The sequence below is a fragment of the Aliiglaciecola sp. M165 genome (assembly GCF_007197995.1).
In the GTDB taxonomy this organism is placed as follows: domain Bacteria; phylum Pseudomonadota; class Gammaproteobacteria; order Enterobacterales; family Alteromonadaceae; genus Aliiglaciecola.
This window is the reverse complement of sequence record NZ_VKKH01000002.1, coordinates 345153-362593: the sequence shown is the minus strand read 5'-3', so window position 1 is coordinate 362593 and position 17441 is coordinate 345153. Positions and strand designations below refer to the sequence as shown.

At 43.7% G+C, this 17441-nt stretch carries 17 protein-coding genes; 9 read left to right on the top strand and 8 right to left on the bottom strand.

The annotated features are described in order from the left end of the window. Window positions 1-9: 9 nt before the first annotated feature. Window positions 10-2280 carry a catalase/peroxidase HPI gene (katG, locus tag FM019_RS03875; protein ID WP_143834585.1) on the bottom strand — a complete coding sequence of 757 codons (2271 nt, stop codon included), beginning with the start codon at window positions 2278-2280 and terminating at the stop codon, window positions 10-12. A gap of 295 nt (window positions 2281-2575) precedes the next feature. Between katG and FM019_RS03870 the strand changes: the two genes are divergently transcribed. Beyond that, window positions 2576-2983 (top strand): GFA family protein, encoded by a 408-nt coding sequence (locus FM019_RS03870; RefSeq protein ID WP_143834584.1) that lies wholly within the window; start codon window positions 2576-2578, stop codon window positions 2981-2983. Here the strand turns inward: FM019_RS03870 and FM019_RS03865 are convergent. Both FM019_RS03865 and FM019_RS03860 read right to left on the bottom strand, forming a co-directional pair. Then, entirely contained in the window at window positions 2971-4062 is a 1092-nt protein-coding gene (locus FM019_RS03865) for a threonine aldolase family protein (RefSeq protein ID WP_143834583.1), read from the bottom strand. The genes FM019_RS03870 and FM019_RS03865 overlap by 13 nt on opposite strands. Beyond that, a complete protein-coding gene (locus FM019_RS03860; protein WP_143834582.1) occupies window positions 4063-4464 on the bottom strand; it encodes a hypothetical protein in 402 nt (133 codons plus the stop codon). It lies immediately after the preceding gene. Window positions 4465-4653: 189 nt separating this feature from the next. Between FM019_RS03860 and FM019_RS03855 the strand changes: the two genes are divergently transcribed. Both FM019_RS03855 and FM019_RS03850 read left to right on the top strand, forming a co-directional pair. Further along, on the top strand, window positions 4654-6807 hold the full coding sequence (locus FM019_RS03855) for a GGDEF domain-containing protein (protein ID WP_185969177.1): 2154 nt from the start codon (window positions 4654-4656) through the stop codon (window positions 6805-6807). A gap of 363 nt (window positions 6808-7170) precedes the next feature. Beyond that, on the top strand, window positions 7171-8226 hold the full coding sequence (locus tag FM019_RS03850) for an acyltransferase (protein WP_143834580.1): 1056 nt from the start codon (window positions 7171-7173) through the stop codon (window positions 8224-8226). A gap of 10 nt (window positions 8227-8236) precedes the next feature. Here FM019_RS03850 and FM019_RS03845 read toward each other — a convergent pair whose 3' ends face one another. Next, entirely contained in the window at window positions 8237-8761 is a 525-nt protein-coding gene (locus tag FM019_RS03845) for a hypothetical protein (RefSeq protein ID WP_143834579.1), read from the bottom strand. A gap of 68 nt (window positions 8762-8829) precedes the next feature. On the opposite strand from FM019_RS03845, the gene FM019_RS03840 reads away from it, so the two are divergent. Continuing rightward, window positions 8830-9552 carry a 2'-5' RNA ligase family protein gene (locus FM019_RS03840; protein WP_143834578.1) on the top strand — a complete coding sequence of 241 codons (723 nt, stop codon included), beginning with the start codon at window positions 8830-8832 and terminating at the stop codon, window positions 9550-9552. 108 nt (window positions 9553-9660) lie between these two features. Then, on the top strand, window positions 9661-10695 hold the full coding sequence (locus FM019_RS03835; RefSeq protein WP_143834577.1) for a hypothetical protein: 1035 nt from the start codon (window positions 9661-9663) through the stop codon (window positions 10693-10695). On the opposite strand, the gene FM019_RS03830 is transcribed toward FM019_RS03835, so the two are convergent. Beyond that, window positions 10692-11603 carry a LysR family transcriptional regulator gene (locus tag FM019_RS03830; RefSeq protein ID WP_260681540.1) on the bottom strand — a complete coding sequence of 304 codons (912 nt, stop codon included), beginning with the start codon at window positions 11601-11603 and terminating at the stop codon, window positions 10692-10694. The genes FM019_RS03835 and FM019_RS03830 overlap by 4 nt on opposite strands. A gap of 188 nt (window positions 11604-11791) precedes the next feature. Here FM019_RS03830 and FM019_RS03825 point away from each other — a divergent pair, with 188 nt between their 5' ends. Beyond that, window positions 11792-12298, top strand: a complete 507-nt coding sequence (locus FM019_RS03825; RefSeq protein WP_143834575.1) for an SRPBCC family protein — start codon at window positions 11792-11794, stop codon at window positions 12296-12298. A gap of 25 nt (window positions 12299-12323) precedes the next feature. Here the strand turns inward: FM019_RS03825 and FM019_RS03820 are convergent, their stop codons facing one another. Further along, window positions 12324-13358: an MBL fold metallo-hydrolase gene (locus FM019_RS03820; RefSeq protein ID WP_409553357.1), complete on the bottom strand. Its 1035-nt coding sequence runs from the start codon at window positions 13356-13358 to the stop codon at window positions 12324-12326. 633 nt (window positions 13359-13991) lie between these two features. Between FM019_RS03820 and FM019_RS03815 the strand changes: the two genes are divergently transcribed. Further along, window positions 13992-14294, top strand: a complete 303-nt coding sequence (locus tag FM019_RS03815) for an antibiotic biosynthesis monooxygenase (RefSeq protein WP_260681517.1) — start codon at window positions 13992-13994, stop codon at window positions 14292-14294. Next, entirely contained in the window at window positions 14287-14694 is a 408-nt protein-coding gene (locus FM019_RS03810) for a DCC1-like thiol-disulfide oxidoreductase family protein (RefSeq protein WP_143834574.1), read from the top strand. The genes FM019_RS03815 and FM019_RS03810 overlap by 8 nt, the downstream gene beginning before the upstream one ends. A 33-nt stretch (window positions 14695-14727) precedes the next feature. Here the strand turns inward: FM019_RS03810 and FM019_RS03805 are convergent, their stop codons facing one another. Together FM019_RS03805 and FM019_RS03800 are read right to left on the bottom strand one after the other, a co-directional pair. Further along, window positions 14728-15510: an SDR family oxidoreductase gene (locus tag FM019_RS03805; RefSeq protein ID WP_143834573.1), complete on the bottom strand. Its 783-nt coding sequence runs from the start codon at window positions 15508-15510 to the stop codon at window positions 14728-14730. 113 nt (window positions 15511-15623) lie between these two features. Next, a complete protein-coding gene (locus tag FM019_RS03800) occupies window positions 15624-16109 on the bottom strand; it encodes a thioredoxin family protein (RefSeq protein ID WP_260681516.1) in 486 nt (161 codons plus the stop codon). 181 nt (window positions 16110-16290) lie between these two features. Between FM019_RS03800 and FM019_RS03795 the strand changes: the two genes are divergently transcribed. Further along, a complete protein-coding gene (locus tag FM019_RS03795) occupies window positions 16291-17427 on the top strand; it encodes a serine hydrolase domain-containing protein (RefSeq protein ID WP_143834572.1) in 1137 nt (378 codons plus the stop codon). Window positions 17428-17441: the final 14 nt, after the last annotated feature.

Genomic DNA, 17441 nt, shown 5'->3' with positions numbered 1-17441 from the left:
GGTTTGAGGTTACATATCAAACCTGTCCAAACGCATCACTTTGGTCCATGCGGAAACAAAGTCCTCAGCAAACATTTGTTTGGCATTGTCGAAGGCATAAACTTCTGCCACGGCTCTTAATTCTGAGTTAGAACCGAAGATCAGATCAACCGGCGTTGCAGTATATTTTTGCGCTCCTGTTTTGCGATCCAGACCTACATATAGACCTTCCTTATCTGCTTTTTGCCAACGTGTCGACATGTCGAGTAAATTGACGAAGAAATCATTATTTAGGGTTCCGGGTTTATCGGTAAAGACCCCATGTTCGCTTCCATCTGCATTGGCATTTAACGCTCGCATACCTCCTAGCAAAACCGTCATTTCAGGCACAGTTAAATCAAGCTGATCCGCTTTGTCTACTAACATTTCTGCCGGGGAGCGATAACTGGATTGTGCGTTAAAGTAATTGCGAAACGCATCCGCTCTCGGTTCAAGCAGCGCAAACGAATTTACATCGGTTTGGGCTTGACTGGCATCGGTGCGACCGGGTGCAAAAGGCACTTTAACATCCACCCCGGCATCAGCCGCCGCTTTTTCAATGGCAGCCGCACCGCCGAGCACAATGAGGTCCGCTAAAGATACCTTAGTGCGACTGAAAAATGAATCATTAAAGTCCTGTTGAATTTCTTTAAGCTTTGATAGCACATTTTGTAATTCTAGCGGATTATTCACTTCCCAATCTTTCTGTGGACTCAATTGAATTCGCGCACCATTCGCACCGCCACGCATATCTGCAGCTCGGAAGCTAGCAGCTGAAGCCCACGCCGTGCGTACCAGCTCAGGAATACTCAGTCCGCTGTCTAAGATTTTCTCTTTCAACTGTGCAATGTCGTTTTCCGACACAAGTTTGTGATCAACCTCTGGTACAGGGTCTTGCCAAATCAACTCTTCTTGCGGAATATCTTTTCCAAGATAAAGGGCACGTGGACCCATGTCACGATGAGTCAGCTTGTACCAGGCTTTAGCAAAGGCCAACTGGTATTCATCTGGATTGGCCAAGAAACGCTCCGCGATGGCTTTGTAGCTGGAATCGAATTTGAGCGCTAGATCGGCCGTTGTCATTACTGGAGCATGAAATTTGCCTTCAACATGAGCGTCTGGCACAGATTGATGCAGAGATTCGTCCGTTGGGATCCATTGAATTGCACCGGCTGGACTACGCGTTTGTTGCCATTCAAAATTCAGCAAATTTTGTAAATACAAAGTTGTCCATTGAGTAGGAGCTTGTGTCCAGGCACCTTCCAAACCACTGGTTACGGTATCTTCAGAATGCCCTTTGCCACATTTATTTTTCCAGCCAAGACCTTGCTCTTCAATTGCCGCGGCACCGGGTTCAGCACCGACGCAATCGCTGGGTTTATGAGCGCCATGCATCTTACCAAAGGTATGTCCGCCAGCAATAAGCGCCACGGTCTCTTCATCATTCATTGCCATGCGACCAAACGCAGTACGGATATTTTTAGCTGATCCTACGGGATCGGGTTTGCCTTTTGGACCTTCTGGATTGACATAGATTAAGCCCATGTGCGTGGCGCCAAGTGGACGTTGAAGTTGGCCATCTCGGTCTTCACGATCGCTGGCCAACATCTCGATTTCAGGCCCCCAATACACTAAATCCGGTTCCCAATCATCGTCTCTTCCTCCAGCAAATCCGAAGGTCTGAAAGCCCATATTCTCCAGTGCGACATTGCCTGCAAGGATCATCAAGTCGCTCCACGAAAGGTTCTGTCCATATTTTTGTTTGACTGGCCAAAGCAGGCGTTTTGCTTTGTCGAGATTGCCGTTGTCTGGCCAACTGTTCAGTGGATCGAAGCGCATTTGTCCGCCGGCACCGCCTCCACGTCCATCATGAGTGCGATAGGTACCCGCGCTGTGCCAGGATAAACGAATGAAAAAGGGTCCATAGTTTCCGAAATCGGCTGGCCACCAATCCTGTGAATCCGTTAACAGTGTGTCGATGTCGCTTTTTACTTTATCCAGATCAAGCTGACTAAATGCCTTGGCATAGTCAAAGTCTTTGCCCAACGGATTTGAGCGGTTGTCTTGATCGCGTAAGGACGACAAATCTAATTGATCAGGCCACCAAAACTGATTGGACTTGGGCTGACCAATTTTGGCATGGCCACTGCCCATGGCGCCTTTGGGTTTGCTTATTTGATCTTGACTAAAAATTGTTGTGGTGAAAAAACAACTGGTGATTGCTGCGGCTAAAACTGCGCGTTTGGTTAATAATTTCTTCATGACTTTGTTCTCCCCTTGAGGTGTCAAATCGCTCTGCTGTAGTACACGCTTTACTTTAGTTTGGGAATTTTGATAAAGACATAGGATATTGATTGGAATTATAGATTGCTCCAATCGCCATTTTAGTGGGAAGAATTGCATGGTTTATGCAAAGAGCAGTTTAATTTCTTGATGTAATGAGCATTCCTTATGCTATGTTGACTTCCTAGCGATAAGCTATAAAAAGGGAAAAAGAGCGGTGCTTACAGGCGTTGCTTATCCGAGGTTGGGGTTGATTATTTTAGGAGAATTCAACATGAATGAACATGTGACAGGGCGATGCTTATGTGGTGAAGTCACCTTTACGGTGGCAACAGATTTCCAGCAGTTTTATTTGTGCCATTGTCAGCAATGCAGACAAATTACCGGTGCACCCTATGCTGCTAACTTGTTGACCAAACCTGACAGTATCACTTGGTTGTCTGGAGAGAGTTTGCTACGACGGTATGATTATCCTGGCCGCTCATTTAGCAAAGTGTTTTGCTCTCAATGTGGTTCTGGTTTGCCTTTTATTACGCAAAGTGGCAAAACCCTTATTGTTCCTGCCGGAAGTCTCAATGAACAGCCGAAGATGCAGCCGAGCAACAACATTTTTTGGGAAGAGCATTTGGATTGGGTGGAAACCTCTCATGAAGCAAAAAAATGCCAACACTATCCTGAGTGATCGGCAAGTTGCCTTAGCAGACACTCCACGGCTTTACGAAAACGACTTTCAGATAGCCTAAGTGCATTTTCACCTATCACGAATTCCATTGAGCAATAGGTCAAATGCTGCCATTCCCAGATACGATCTGACAACCACACACCTTCAGTGTCTGCGACAACTTGTAAGGCGCGTTCTATTGTTTCTTTGCTGTATGAAAGCTTTAGGTGAAACAAATTTACATGTGCATCAGCAGGGAGGATGTCGACTTGCAGATCACTAATTGAAGTGATCAGGCTCTGCGCTTTTTGTACATAAGCTGGCATCCCTTTGAGTTTTTGTTCCAATACGCTCAGAGTGTCCACGATCATCGGCCACGAACCAGGAGAAAATCCACCCAACCGAGTGCGCCAAATACCTGCCTGTTCGATAAAGGGCTTGTTGCCGAGCAGCATGGCACCACCTGATGCTCCGATATCTTTGTAAAAAGAAACGTAGACTGAATCAAAACCTTTTAAGATCTGTGCATAGCTGCGATTTTCATAAAATGGTCGACATGCCCACAGTCTTGCGCCGTCCATGTGCAGCGGGACATTCTGCTTTGCACAGGTTTGCTTGATGCTTTCTAGCGCTTGCCATGACGGTAATACCCCGCCGCTGTGTCGTTGAGGCATTTCAATAAACACGCAGGCTAGATCTTTGTCGATACTCGAATCGTCCAAGGACTGAGTCCATGTTCCCGCAATTTTGGGCTGCAAATTGTATACATGTTTGTATCCATCTTCTTCATGCAAAAGTAGATGGGACGTTGGATGTAACAGTATTTTTTTGCTGCCATCGTGATGAGACTCAACATGGATTTTTGCTGCTACTCCTTGTGCCATGGTGCCTGTGGGAAACCAAATTGCTGCTTCGACACCAAACAAGTCAGCAACCTTCATTTCAAGCAAATCAGCCGCTTTAGCCGTATTAAACCCTGCGTTATTAAGCCCATGTTGATGCACATAATCTTCCACACGTTGCAGCCTTTGAGAAGGTGTTAGCGGCGGATCGTAAGGAATGCCTAAATCAAGGTCACACTTTTGTCTGAACGTATTCATTTATTGCTGTCTAAATTTTTGTATTGAACGCAGAACGTCAACGACCAACAAACTCGATAACACAATCAACAGCACTACGGCAGGATTGACACCCGCCACCAATAACTCTGAACCATCAGAATGCTGCATGCTGCCACCGTATTGGCTTTTCAGAAAATACGCGATGACAAAAGAGCCACTTATCGCCAACGACAGTAGCTGCGGCAAAATCGAGAGCTTTTTACGAAAAACTAATATCACAGCACCAATGGACAGTGCACCGTTTGTTAGCAATTGCCAAACATTGTGCAGGCGAGCATGAGACGGCCACTCAGTATTAAAGATATGGGTAGTACTAATTTCTAAATACGGCACGACAATGATAAATATCAACGCATTAAGTATTACAATTGTCCGGGTCATCAGGCTTCTTCCTTCTTAGCTAACCCCAACTTGGGATGCGAGAATTTGATTACATAGCAATATTTTTCATATTTCATGAGCTTATCAGGTCAATTCCTTTCTACCAACGTTTGCAAACGTAAAATTGCGTCCACACCAGCGCACAATTCCCTTATACTGTGCAGCTCAAATTACAGCGAGAGAGTGTGTGTGATAAAAAATAAAATAGCAAAAGCGGGTCTGATGCTGCTGACGCTTTGCTTATTCAATATTGCTCATGCTCAAATTTCGCAAAATGATCGAGATTTATCGCATTTTCAAGCGCAAATTGAATCCGCCAGAGCATCGGGTGATATGGATTTGGCAGATTCGCTTGCATCGCAGTTTCTATCCTTAGCGACTCAATCCAATCTTACTCAGTTTGAAGCGGATGCTCTATATCAACAGGCACGTAATGATATGGAGCGTAACCTCTACGCACCTTCTCAAGAGAGACTGAATCGAGCAATAGAGTTATATCAGGAATTAGACGACCAAAAAAAACTAGGTAATGCCTATCGGCAGCTAGGGCTGACTTATCGCTATCAAGCTAATTATTCTGTAGCCCTAGAGTATATATACTTATCGATGCAAATCTTTCAGCAATTGGATGACAAAGACGCGATTAGCTCTGCCCACAACAGTATCGGCGTTGTACTTGAAAAAATGGGGCAATTCGAAGAAGCAAGTCAAGCACACCAAGCTGCCTTGGAGCTTAATCACGAATTGCAAGATCAAGGGGGAATAGCAAGCGCCTTATTTAATTTGGGCGATTTAAGGCGTTCGATGGGCGACAACGAATTGGCACTTAAATATTTTCAGGATGCGCTAAAACTCGATATTGCCGGAGGCGAACTAAAAAATATTGCCTACAGTCACCATAAAATTGGTTTTGTACACAACTTAATGGGAAATATAGAACAAGCGCGCTTTCATATTATGGAAGCACTAAAATTATTTCGTCAGATCCAAACGCCTCGTGACACCGATTGGGCACTGACGTCCCTAGCTCAGCTAGAAATGGATGAAGGCAATTACGCCGAGGCGCAGTCGATCATTGAAGGTGTGATAAATCGGGCAATTGAAAATCAATACAATAGCCTACTCGTTGATGCATATAAGGTGGCTGCGGAACTGGCCTTTCGGTTGGAACAGTACGATGCTTCTCTCGAACTTATCGACGTTGGTCTGGAACAAGCGAAACGAAATAAAGAGCGAGCTGACGAAGCACTTTTAGAAGAACTCAGGGTACAAGTGCATTTAAAAAATGATTCCATCAAAGAAGCTTTTGAGGCGCTACAACGACAAAAACGCATTGATGACGAAATTCTCAATGCTAAACGATTAGATTCCATCGCAAACGTTCAGGCACAAAGCGAATTTGTCAGACGTGCCCACCAAATTGAATTGTTGGAGAAAGAATCCGCGTTGCAACGAGCAACAATTCAACAGGAATTACTCACACGCAAGCTTTGGCTGGTGGCCATTTCCGCAGGCGTGATTTTGATGTTTATGTTGTATGGTCGTATCGTACAACGCAAAGTTAATCTGCAATTGGGCGAACAAGTTGCATTACGAACCCAAGAGCTTGAACTCAAAAATCACCAATTACAGCTTGCATACCAAGAAATGGAAGAAATTAGTTTAACGGACAAATTAACTAATATTCATAACCGCCGATTTCTTGATAATCACATTGACGCCGACCTGGATCAATGCCATCGCGTCTACCAAGACTGGCGAAAGGGAAAAACCTCTCAACCGAGCCAATCTGACATTGTTGTGTTCATGATCGACATGGATAATTTTAAGGAAGTTAATGACCGTTATGGTCATGCTTCAGGTGACTTGGTGCTTCAGCAGTTAAGTGAACGTATGGCGAAAGTATTTCGCCATTCAGATTATCTGGTCAGATGGGGCGGAGAGGAGTTCGTTGCCGTAGCGCGATTCATAGAACGAGAGGATGCGCCACTACTCGCGCAAAGAATGCTCAACTCGGTCAATGAAATGCCCTTTGAATTGACGGATGGGGTCCTTTCTAACCAAACGTGTTCCATCGGCTTTGCCTGTTATCCACCCGTCACAAAAAGCAATCACAGAGTTGAATGGCAACGATTTGTGTCAGTCGTCGATGCCTGCTTGTATGCGGCAAAACATTCGGGTAAAAATTCATGGGTAGGGGTCTACAGTATCTCTGATTCGATGTTATTGGAAGATGCCGACATTTCGCTCAATAAACTGATCAATTGGTCTGTTAAAGGCTTGGCGGTTTTGCAAAGCTCTCACGGCGATATCGAAAAATTGCGTCGTACACAAATTAAATAACCTGAACTCGGGATAAGCGAACCCACCCAGCAGCGTTCTAAAGTACGATTTCTGCGTTACACAAGCTCGAAATAACTCGTTATTCCTTCACTTGTGTGCCTTGAACTCGAACTTTAGACCACTACCGGGTCATATGTTTTTGTCTTTTCATTAAAATCAATAAGTTGCAGATTCTCTTATCCCGAGTTCAGGTTAAATAGCGCCATCCAAGGCATTGCTTGTCCAAAATTGGGCTCAATTAGCGGTTCGATAATCTTTTTTAATCGTCCTACCTACAATCGTATTCATCGAAAAAACGTTGTCGTAATTGGGTACACGTGTCTATGGTAAGAAACTTCAGAATTTGCATTCTTGGTTTTGACAATGAAAGGATACATTCAGCATTTACATGCTTTTCGTGGATTCGCCATTCTTAATATCGTTGGCGCCCACGCCTGGTCATTTATGATTTTTTGGACAGGAGGATTGGACTCTAAAGGCTTGGAGTGGTTGTTTCATTTGACAGAATCCGTTTTTCACGGTGGGACATTGTATTTTGCCATTATCTCTGGCGTGCTGTTTAGCCAAGTTCTAGCTGAACGTGGCTGGAGGGCTTTTTATCAAAGCAAAATGTTAAACGTCTTACTACCTTATATTTTTGTCACTATTTTAATGACAGCCGCTTATTGGCAATACTATCTTGAAAATGCGCAACAAAGTGGTCAGAACATTACCTTTTGGGGCAGTGTCGGGGCCAATATTGTTGCAGGGACTGGCTCGATTCAATTCTGGTACATCCCGGTTTTGTTTGTCTTATTTGTTATCACTCCATTACTTTCGTTGATACAACGTAATTGGCCTTGGCTAATGTGGGGTGTAATGGCCGTGCCTCTTGTTATATCGCGCAGCACCTTTCCAGACTTTTTAGCGGTGCAAACCTTTGTGTATTTTATAGGTGCTTATGCACTTGGAATTTTTCTCGGAGAGCATTACAAAACCATCATGGAACACGTCAAGCAGCACATTGGAGCGCTTGTTACCTTGGCCATTTTGGTCACGCTGACAATAGGCCTGCAATATGTTTGGCAGTATCAGCCAGACGGCTTCTATTCGTCGCGACAATCTTTAGTCTACGTGCAAAAAGTACTGGTGTGTTTGTTGGTTTTGCATTGGCTCAAAGCTTGCGAAAACGAACAAACCTTGCCCAACTGGCTGATGACGTTAGGCACCTATGCATTTTCCATCTATTTTCTGCATGTTCTATATATTGGATTCCTGATCATAAACATTCAGCCATTGATTGAGGGGCATCGAACGGTGGAAGTTATTTCCGCACTTGGATTGGCCAACTATATTGTCGGCATAGCGGGTAGTTTACTGACTGCTTGGATCGTTAAAAAGCTCATAGGCAGGCACGCGCGAAAGTTGCTAGGGGCTTAACTCAATTAGATTATTTTTGTCGAACAAACACTTGATGGTTGCCCTGAATCCAGGTTTGTCCTTGATCGGTAGTGTATTCCATTTTTGACTCAAAACAGTCAGGCTTTACATTATAACGTGTAAATCTGAGTTGTTGAGTACCACCGTCCTGCGTAGGGAAGGTGTCAGTGGTTCGACTGTCACCACCTAACGCGCCGCTCATTACCCATAATCTGCCATCACCGCCTACAGAGACCATCTCGATTTTTTGTTGTTGTTCGTTGATATAAAAAAGTATCCCAACTGCCATATCGAACGATGGGATAGCCGTTTTACCAATGAGGACTTTGTCTTCAACCACCCAGCTGAATTCGTATGTCCCTGAGGCTTGGTTAGCAATGCTGCCATCAGGTGCCAGAAACGCTGTCTCGACTTGCCAGTTTCCTACTACGTGCCGCAATTCTTGAATGGAGTAGACCTTTGCATCGGCTAGCACCTTTTGCAAAGGGAAAATGACTATTATCACAATAAGCAGCAACCGTACTGAAAAAGACATAGACTTACCTTATGTTGTGTTTTGCTGTGTTAAAGAGCTTTACATATTTTTACTGATTAGGGCTGTGAATGAGACAGACACCATTTCTCACGGGACGACAAGAGGCCGAACAGGTATATGACGCGTTATTGCATGAAGCTTTAAGCTCTTTTAAACAAAGCGTAGCTACCTATGATCCGTATTTAGATCCGTTAAAAAACCTTGCTGACGCGCGCAGGGGCGTGACGCTGATCGCGCGCTTAGATAATTCAGTCCTGCAAAAATATGCTGCATTTAAACAAGACTTAACTGCTGGTTGCCCCAATCAATATCTTTATCCAGTGTCAGACTTGCATGTCACCATAATGAGCATTGTTTCGTGTTACTCAGGGTACACATTTGTAGAGCAGCAACTCGACAACTATTGTTCGTTAATAGCTTCTGCACTCACGAATATCAGGCAGTTTGACGTTGAATTTAGCGGGCTAACCGCCTCAAGCCAATGTATTATGATCAAAGGGTTCCCTATCTGTGACATGCTAAACCAGCTCCGCAATCAGCTGCGAAGCACATTTGCCAATCAACCTATTGAAAACACATTAGATCAACGATATACCCAGAAAACGGCTCACATTACCTGTGTCAGATTTGTTCAACCAATGGCTAACTTTGCTGCACTAATCGAATTGTTACGCGGCCATCAGCAGCTCAGTTTTGGCACTTCTGTCATCAAAGAAATATTACTGGTCAGTAACGATTGGTATATGCAAAAAGCCAATACCCATGTTTTAGCTAGCTTTCCTTTGAAGTAAAAAGCGTGTGGTGCATAAATGCATGTGCCTGTTGCAATCTCTATGGCTTCCACAACCAGAGTGTTTTGGTTAAATTTCTGACTAATTCGGCTTCAACACTTAATTAAGATGAAATTATTGTCACCGCTTGATGGCGAAACTCCTTTGCCCTGTGCTCCAACAGTTCAAATTGGCCCAGGGATTAGCTGTATTCCACAACATTATTTGGTTTACCAACACTCCTTGGAATCGGTACAGCAAGTGCTGCTGGATATCGAGTACCACGATACTTTTCCGGTTTTCGTCGATAAGCAAGATGAACATCTTTTCATCCAAGTCGGGATCATTGGGCAAGACAATTATCAGCAGGCATTACAAGATTCAAAGATTGTTTATGGCCGGCGTTGGCGAGTGGAGCCACAACTGCCTACATCAGAAGTTATCCAGACAGTGTTTCTGGCACTCAAAACGGCCCGAGAGCATGAAGTTCGAGAACGCTTTAAACTTAAGATTAATAATAACTTTGTTACGCCGATGAGCAATCATCAGGACCTGCCATTATTGGCGAAACAGCCAGAGTTGGTAAATTGTCGAAGCCCAAAGCGACAAGTCAAAGACAGACCTTATGTTGGGAAAGACAATGTGCAAAGCTGGCTCGATGGGATTGTATATGACAACGCCAAAATTGTGCTCGTCAATTGCCATTCTCATCGCACAGGTTTGTGGTTAATCGATTTCAAATTTAGCCATTCTCATCAGCCAAATCAAAGTTCCGTGTTACCAGAGATCCAGCAAGCAGTGTCTCAAGAATCCATCGAAACACTTATGCTCAATCAGTTGTCTCAAAACGTATTGTATATGGCATTAATGTCGAAGTTTGTGGAGATGAGCAACCAACACGTGGCTGAAAATTTCACTTATCAAAGTTTTGCCAGATTTAGTAGTCGTCTGAATGTTGTAAAATTGGGGGAATTGTCAAAACAAACGCGAGATGGGGCGCTCTATGGAGAAGGGTTTTCACAAACCTTGAAGGACTACAACTATGAGACTGACATGACAAGAGTCCCAAATCTGCGGCCAGGTCCGCTGGCAAATCGAATCTATCAACAGCTCCGAGCACTAAATGTAAAGCAGGGAATTCTACCCTCTCAAGATAGGATTTAGTTAAACGTATCTCGCTGAGCAATAAATGAATATCTTTGGCCTTCGATGAGGGCTTTTTTAGCATTCATTCGTTGTGTGATAAAACGCACAAAAGTTTGTACCTTTGTATTTTTTCTCAGGTCAGGATGACTGAGCAGCCAAAGCTCAAATTTCTTTTCCGAGCTGTAAGGTGGAATACGTATAAGGCGTTCATCAATATCGCCCATGAAACAAGGCAATACCGCAATACCCATACCATGACGGCAGGCTTCCGCCTGCAGAACTGCACTTACGATGCTGTGTTTGGAGTCAAACTTTGGGTAGTCGCGGGCGATTTTACCAATAGGCCTGCGCATTTTGTCTGACCAACCAATCCAGTTTTGTTTTGCTAGCCAATCATCGTTTTTGATTTCATTTTGCCAGCGTTTACTGATGTAACAGGCTCTGTGAACATTGGCCAATTTTCTACCAATTAAATGTTCTGGAGGTTCATTACTGATACGTAAAGCGACGTCTGCCTCGCGGTTTGTAAGGTTAAAGCTCCGTGCAGAGTCAATAATCTCCAAATTTATATCTGGGTATTGGTGCGCAAACTCAGCAAAATCGTCCATAAACAATCGCTGCGCTAAGACATCCGCCAGTGTCACGCGGATCTCTCCGCAAAGTGATTGATCCTTACCGGCCACTTTGCGTTCAACAAGGTTCAATCTCTCCTCCAAGTGTGACGCTTCGGCATAGATCTCCTCTGCAGCTTTGGTTTTAAGGTAGCCTCGAGGTGTGCGATCAAATAGTCGTTGATTCAATGCATCTTCAAAACTATTGATGCGTCGAGAAACAGTCGCGTGATTGACGTCTAACAACTTAGCCGCTGCACGAATCGACCCCATTCTGCAAACCGCAAGAAAGAATTTTAGATCATCCCAATTCATTGAATTCACAATTCACTCCTTCCACATGTGCGGACTAATTAATCAAAAAAGTGGACTTATAGTAACGGCTATGACGCTTTGTTCGGTGGACAAATTATGCACCAAAATATTGCAAAAACAACGAATTATGTTGGAGAGGCAATGCGTTTACACTGCCACCAAACCAATCAATAACCAAGGAAAGCAAAATGAATGCTCCCAAACTACATGGCGAGTTTAGTGTCACTGCGCAAGTAGAAGTAACGGCTAGTCAACACGAAGTGTGGCAAGTGATCAGCGATTACCCTAACGTTTCTAAATGGGCGCCATCGGTAGAGAAATCTTATGCGACGACAGATGCTCACTCTGGTTTGGGAGCCGGACGATATTGCAAATTGGACGGTTTTGGAGAGATTGAAGAATATATTACGGTTTGGCAAGAAGGTACTGGGTTTGTTTATGACGTAACACCTCTGGGCCCTCTGGATCGATCTTTCAGTAGCTGGTGGTTAGAAGCTCTTGACGAGAAAAGAACCCTTCTCACCGTAGTGCTTAGTTATGACATTCGTTATGGATTGTTTGGTCGGTTAATGCACAAATTTGTAATGCGCCCGAAACTTGAAGGCTCTTTCCCGAATTCATTGCAAGTATTAAAGAGCTATGTAGAGAAAAAACAGGTGATAGCGAGTGATGTAGCTAAGAACCAGCCAGTATAATTGACTTATTTAATGCCTCACTAATTCAGAACTCGACGGATTCCCCTTCGTTTAAGATGTGCAGTGGGATCTGCGAATTCATTTCATCGTGCATGTGTAATAGCCTAAGTAATGGGGAATGAGAGCTATGATCGCCCATTTTCCAACTGGCATTGCCGTATCCCCAGGGTATCATCACTTTACAATTCAGCTCTTGAGCAGCGGTCAGCGCATCTTCCGGTGTCGTATGCACATATCGATACCACTGCCCATGCTCTTCATGAAAGTACGAAGCAATAGGTATCAAACATACGTCCATGTTGCCATATTTTTGCTGAATGTCTTTGAAGTGCTTTGAATACCCCGTGTCTCCTGCGTAAAACAGCCGCTTTCCATCATGTTCAAGGACCCATCCGCCCCACAAAGTTGTATCGCTGTCATCATATAAAAAAGGCACCCAAATTCGACTACTGAAATGATGAGCAGGTACGAAGTGCATGTCTAGTTGATTGACTTTCTGTGTGCTGAACCACGCCATTTCCGTCAACTTGTATCCTCGTTGTGGGAAATGTTCAGCAAAGCCAAGAGGAAGCAGATACTCAGGCTCAGTGCCAATTTTGGCTATGTCATCTTTGTTGAAGTGATCATAGTGAATATGTGAATAAGCGACAGCATCTACGCTTTTGATTTTATTTTCTTCAAGCCAGTCTGGTTCGCCTCGATTATATCCAGCCGATAGGTAAAATGCCCAGTTAACCGGCCAGTCAAACTGTCCACTTACCGGGTCAATTAACACAGTGCTACCTTCCGGGCCTTGAATATAAAAGCTAGCGTGACCAAGCCAGGTAATGGAAAATCCCGCATCAATCGAAAGACCCTTTTGCTCACCAATAAATTGGCAGTTTTCAGCGGGAGCTTCGCAAGACACAACTGGAGAGGGCGGATAGCACTCACCTCTACAGGTTAAAGGGTAGTCTTTTTCACCCGGGTAAAGATTATTAAATCGACGATTATTGGTATCGTTGGGATCGGTTTTTATAACTGAGTCAGGCGCTTGCAGTTGGGTTAGTTGATTTGGCACCGCGCACGCCCCTAAAAAGCTCAATAAAAGAATCGAAAACAATGGGAACGCTAACTTTTTAACTTCGGGCAAGGCGATAGAGCTTAATTGAATTAAATGCACAACTGATCAACTGGTATGTAAGAATTTTAACGACGCATTCTGACCTGTTGTTACTGTTCTGGCAATTGGCACAGCATCTTTATCGAAAATAGCAACGCTATCCGATTAATATTTATCGACTTTTGAACACCTAATCAGCGACGCCGCGTCAATCGTATTGTTCATGTTTTTCGCGAGATCTGCTCATCCGTTTGCTATCCTTTTTCATTCGATTGACTTCCACATCTTTTCTATTTTTATGTGTATGGGAGGCTTGCTTTTGTGGTGACCAATCATCACTCTCCCAGTCGTCTTTTTGGTGTCTAAAATCTTTGCTCATCGGTTATCACTCAATCTAAGCTGATAGTATCTAAATATAAAGGTCGCAAGCTATCGGTTTAACTTGCTATGGCTTACAATTTTAAAGATAGTACAGCTAAAATTAGTGTGCTAATCAAATAGCCAATAATTCATAAACTTTTTTGAGCGAATATTAAATTTGCCATTGATTAAACATAAATGGTTTTGAGTTTTGCATATTGAGACATATCGATGATGATTCTAGAGTCTGCTTTATTGAAGGTGATACCAGGACAAGAAAGTGAGTTTGAATCTGCATTCTCGCGGGCTAAATCCATTATTTGCGCGTCTCCCGGTTTTGATTCCTTTGAGCTGCAACGGTGTTTAGAAAATGAAAATCAGTATTTGCTTTTGGTGCGTTGGCAAAAATTGACAGATCATACTGAAGGATTCAGGGGGTCTTCTCAATATCAAGAATGGAAAGCCTTGTTGCATCATTTTTATGATCCATTTCCAACTGTGTTGCACTTTAAACAGGTAGCATTTAATGAATAAAACGCCCGACTCAGAACCTGGCGCCTGGTTCATTTATGATGGTGAATGTCCACTGTGTAAAAGCGCAGCAATGGCGCTAAGGATTAAACAAGAATATGGCGAACTTAAACTCATCGATGCGCGACAGGATCATACGCACCCGTTAGTAAGTGTCATCAACCAGCGTCAATATAATTTAGATGAGGGGATGGTCATCTATGATGGCAAAAACTTCTACCATGGTGCCGACGCATTGTGGTTTATGGCACGTTTTGGTGATAAGGGGTTGTTTAACCGATTTAATCGATTGATGTTTTCATCACCTGTTATCGCACGCGTTTGTTACCCTGCACTGCGGTCAATCAGGAATTTGCTAATTAAGCTGCGCGGTGTGGGGAAAATCAACAATCTCAAAAAATGACCTTGTTTTGATTTTCAAAGCCTACTCAGTGGATTATTTAAACTTACTGAATAACCCATTCACAGTGCGTACCATCCAGCGGGGATAATGTGTTGCCCATTGCACTAAGAGTTTATTTGCCAACTTGTCTAAGAAAATCACATCGCCTTTCATCAACGCACTGTATGCCTCGCTTGCCAGTGTGTCAGGGTGCGCTTTCATAAAACCTGGAATATATTTTTCCATACCTTCAGCGTGGGATAACATTTTGGTTTCTGTCATGCCAGGGCACACGCAAGTTACAGTGACGCCAGTGCCCTTTAACTCTTCTGAAATACCTTCTGAAAACGATAGAACAAAGGCTTTCGACGCACCATAAGCGCTGAAGTTTGGTGTCGGCATAAAACTGGCTATCGAACCGACATTCATTACTTTTCCTGCGCCTCGCGCGACCATTGGGCCAACAAACTGTTTGGTCATGTTGACCAGGCTATTGATGTTCAATTGTAATAATCGATTGAGAACATCTTCATCCGCTTCGTGCAGCTTTTCGACTTGCATCATTCCGGCATTATTAACCAGAATGTCGACATGCAAGCCCGCCTTTTCAATTTGCTTAAAGAGTTTTTTTGCAGAATCTTGCGGGGTTAAGTCCATCGAAAAAACATGACAGGTCACCGCATACTTGGCATCCAAATACATAGATAACTCGTTGAGTTTTTGCTGGTTTCTTGCCACCAATATTAATTCGTGCCCGTGCTTGGCAAATGCTTCAGCGAAACTACGACCAATTCCTTCTGAAGCCCCAGTGATCAAAGCGGTTCTTAAAGCACTCATATTAACGCCCTTTTATTTGATATCAGTTAAGAGTAGCAGCCGCAGCGAAAACTAAAAACCAGCTTTATTCGTAACAAAGGGGACTTCGCAATTTCTAATGCGCCTCAAGATATTCAACGCATCGCCAAAATTGCTTCAAGATTTCCAATAAACTCATCACTTTCAAAGGTAAGTGGCAAACGAGTCAGTTTCTTTCCTTCACCATCTAACACCAATAAAACTGGAAACCCTGCAACCCGATATTTTTGCATAAAGGCCTTACCTTGCTCTGATTCATATTCGACCCGAGCGAACACAAAGTGTTCTTCAATCATTTTATTCACGTCTTGATTGGCAAAAATGGTTTTATCGAGTTTGCGACATGTGGGGCACCAAATTGCCGACATGTCTGCCAGAACCAATTTTTCATGGGCTTCGGCTTTAGCTAGGGCGACATTAAGATCTAATACGTCAAATTCGATTTGCTGCAATGCTTGGTGACCCAAATGGGTTTGCAGTGTTTTGTTCCCAAAGTAAATGAGCAGGCCTACAAAGATAAATCCTGCCCACTTTAACAACCGTCTCTTAGTGTTCTGGGCGTTGCTTGGATGTTTGCTCATAAAATGTGTACTACTTCCTGATTTCATTAGTAGCCAAGACCCGAGCAACTCCAACTTTATTACAGGCATTGAGGTTGTCGCAGTAGAATAAAAAGTGAAACTGTACAAAAAGTCGTCAAAATCATTTAAATGAAGTAACCTTTTAAAGCGACAGCTTGGACAATTTTAAAGGGAAATACTCATGCAATATTTGCAACGTCTCTCTAGCATACTGGCTATTCTGGTTATTTGTTTTCAAAGTTCTGCTTCAACAGACGTTTCGCTAGATGAGTTTGACAAAAAACTAGATGCACTGCGGCAAGAGAAAATGATCCCAGGAATGTCGGTTGCCGTTGTTAAAGACAATCAATTACTGTGGTCAAAAGGTTATGGGCACGCCGACAGTAACCGTGAAATAGCGGTCACACCAGAAACGCCGTTTTGGATTGCGTCGGTGACCAAGACATTCGTTGGTTTGGCGTTTTTGCATCTGGAAGCCAATGGTCAAATATCCTTTGATGAACTGGCCGCAGAAACCCCAGAGTTCGATGGTTTGTGTCAGTGGTTAGCAGGTACCACCATTCCCTTTGCCGAAGGGCTGGATTGTAGTGAGCCGATTCGAATCAAACACATTCTGCATCATCAGGTGAATAAACCTGTGGGAGATGCCTTCATGTACAACCCTATCATGTACTCTCGATTGTCTCGGTATTTGGAGCACAAACTAGGCGAAGGTGTTCGCTCAGTTGAAGGGCGTCATAACTTCCTGGCTCAGACTATTGATAAACACATCATCATTCCTGCAAAAATGACACGAAGCATGGCCAGCATGTGGGACCGCAGCCGTGCTTTGGTTTATTTTGATTTAGCCGACGGCTTCAAAGTGGATGCGCGAGGGTATAAAACTAAAATGCCTCGACCGGACAAACATATTCCAGGCGGCGCTGGTGTTGTATCAACGGTTCATGATCTGGCTAAGTATGATATTGCAATCAGTACAGGAAAAATTACTCCTGGAAAGATTAAACACAAGCTAATGTCACCAGCTACCTTTAACAATGGCAGCGATGCACCTTATGGGTATGGATGGTATTTCCAATGCTATCAAGGACATCGTTTAATGTGGCATTCGGGTTGGGATCCAGACCATGGCTACTCGGCAATGCTGTTACGAATGCCAGAAAAAAATCTAACCTTCATCTTGCTAACAAACAGTGAAGGGGTGTGGTGGGGCAACCCTATTGATCAGGCAAGAATTCAAGACTCACCTTTTGCGCAGCTGTTCTTTGAGGCGTTTGTTAAGCAGGATCAAAGTGACCCGTCATGTGCGGCTGGTTGACTGCTGGCTTATCT

Coding starts and splice junctions, on each gene's coding strand:
- FM019_RS03840 (WP_143834578.1), top strand. CDS start 8,830: ATGAGACAGACACCATTTCTCACGGGACGACAAGAGGCCGAACAGGTA.
- FM019_RS03795 (WP_143834572.1), top strand. CDS start 16,291: ATGCAATATTTGCAACGTCTCTCTAGCATACTGGCTATTCTGGTTATT.
- katG (WP_143834585.1), bottom strand. CDS start 2,280: ATGAAGAAATTATTAACCAAACGCGCAGTTTTAGCCGCAGCAATCACC.
- FM019_RS03800 (WP_260681516.1), bottom strand. CDS start 16,109: ATGAGCAAACATCCAAGCAACGCCCAGAACACTAAGAGACGGTTGTTA.
- FM019_RS03835 (WP_143834577.1), top strand. CDS start 9,661: ATGAAATTATTGTCACCGCTTGATGGCGAAACTCCTTTGCCCTGTGCT.
- FM019_RS03815 (WP_260681517.1), top strand. CDS start 13,992: ATGATGATTCTAGAGTCTGCTTTATTGAAGGTGATACCAGGACAAGAA.
- FM019_RS03850 (WP_143834580.1), top strand. CDS start 7,171: ATGAAAGGATACATTCAGCATTTACATGCTTTTCGTGGATTCGCCATT.
- FM019_RS03860 (WP_143834582.1), bottom strand. CDS start 4,464: ATGACCCGGACAATTGTAATACTTAATGCGTTGATATTTATCATTGTC.
- FM019_RS03845 (WP_143834579.1), bottom strand. CDS start 8,761: ATGTCTTTTTCAGTACGGTTGCTGCTTATTGTGATAATAGTCATTTTC.
- FM019_RS03865 (WP_143834583.1), bottom strand. CDS start 4,062: ATGAATACGTTCAGACAAAAGTGTGACCTTGATTTAGGCATTCCTTAC.
- FM019_RS03830 (WP_260681540.1), bottom strand. CDS start 11,603: ATGAATTGGGATGATCTAAAATTCTTTCTTGCGGTTTGCAGAATGGGG.
- FM019_RS03805 (WP_143834573.1), bottom strand. CDS start 15,510: ATGAGTGCTTTAAGAACCGCTTTGATCACTGGGGCTTCAGAAGGAATT.
- FM019_RS03810 (WP_143834574.1), top strand. CDS start 14,287: ATGAATAAAACGCCCGACTCAGAACCTGGCGCCTGGTTCATTTATGAT.
- FM019_RS03870 (WP_143834584.1), top strand. CDS start 2,576: ATGAATGAACATGTGACAGGGCGATGCTTATGTGGTGAAGTCACCTTT.
- FM019_RS03825 (WP_143834575.1), top strand. CDS start 11,792: ATGAATGCTCCCAAACTACATGGCGAGTTTAGTGTCACTGCGCAAGTA.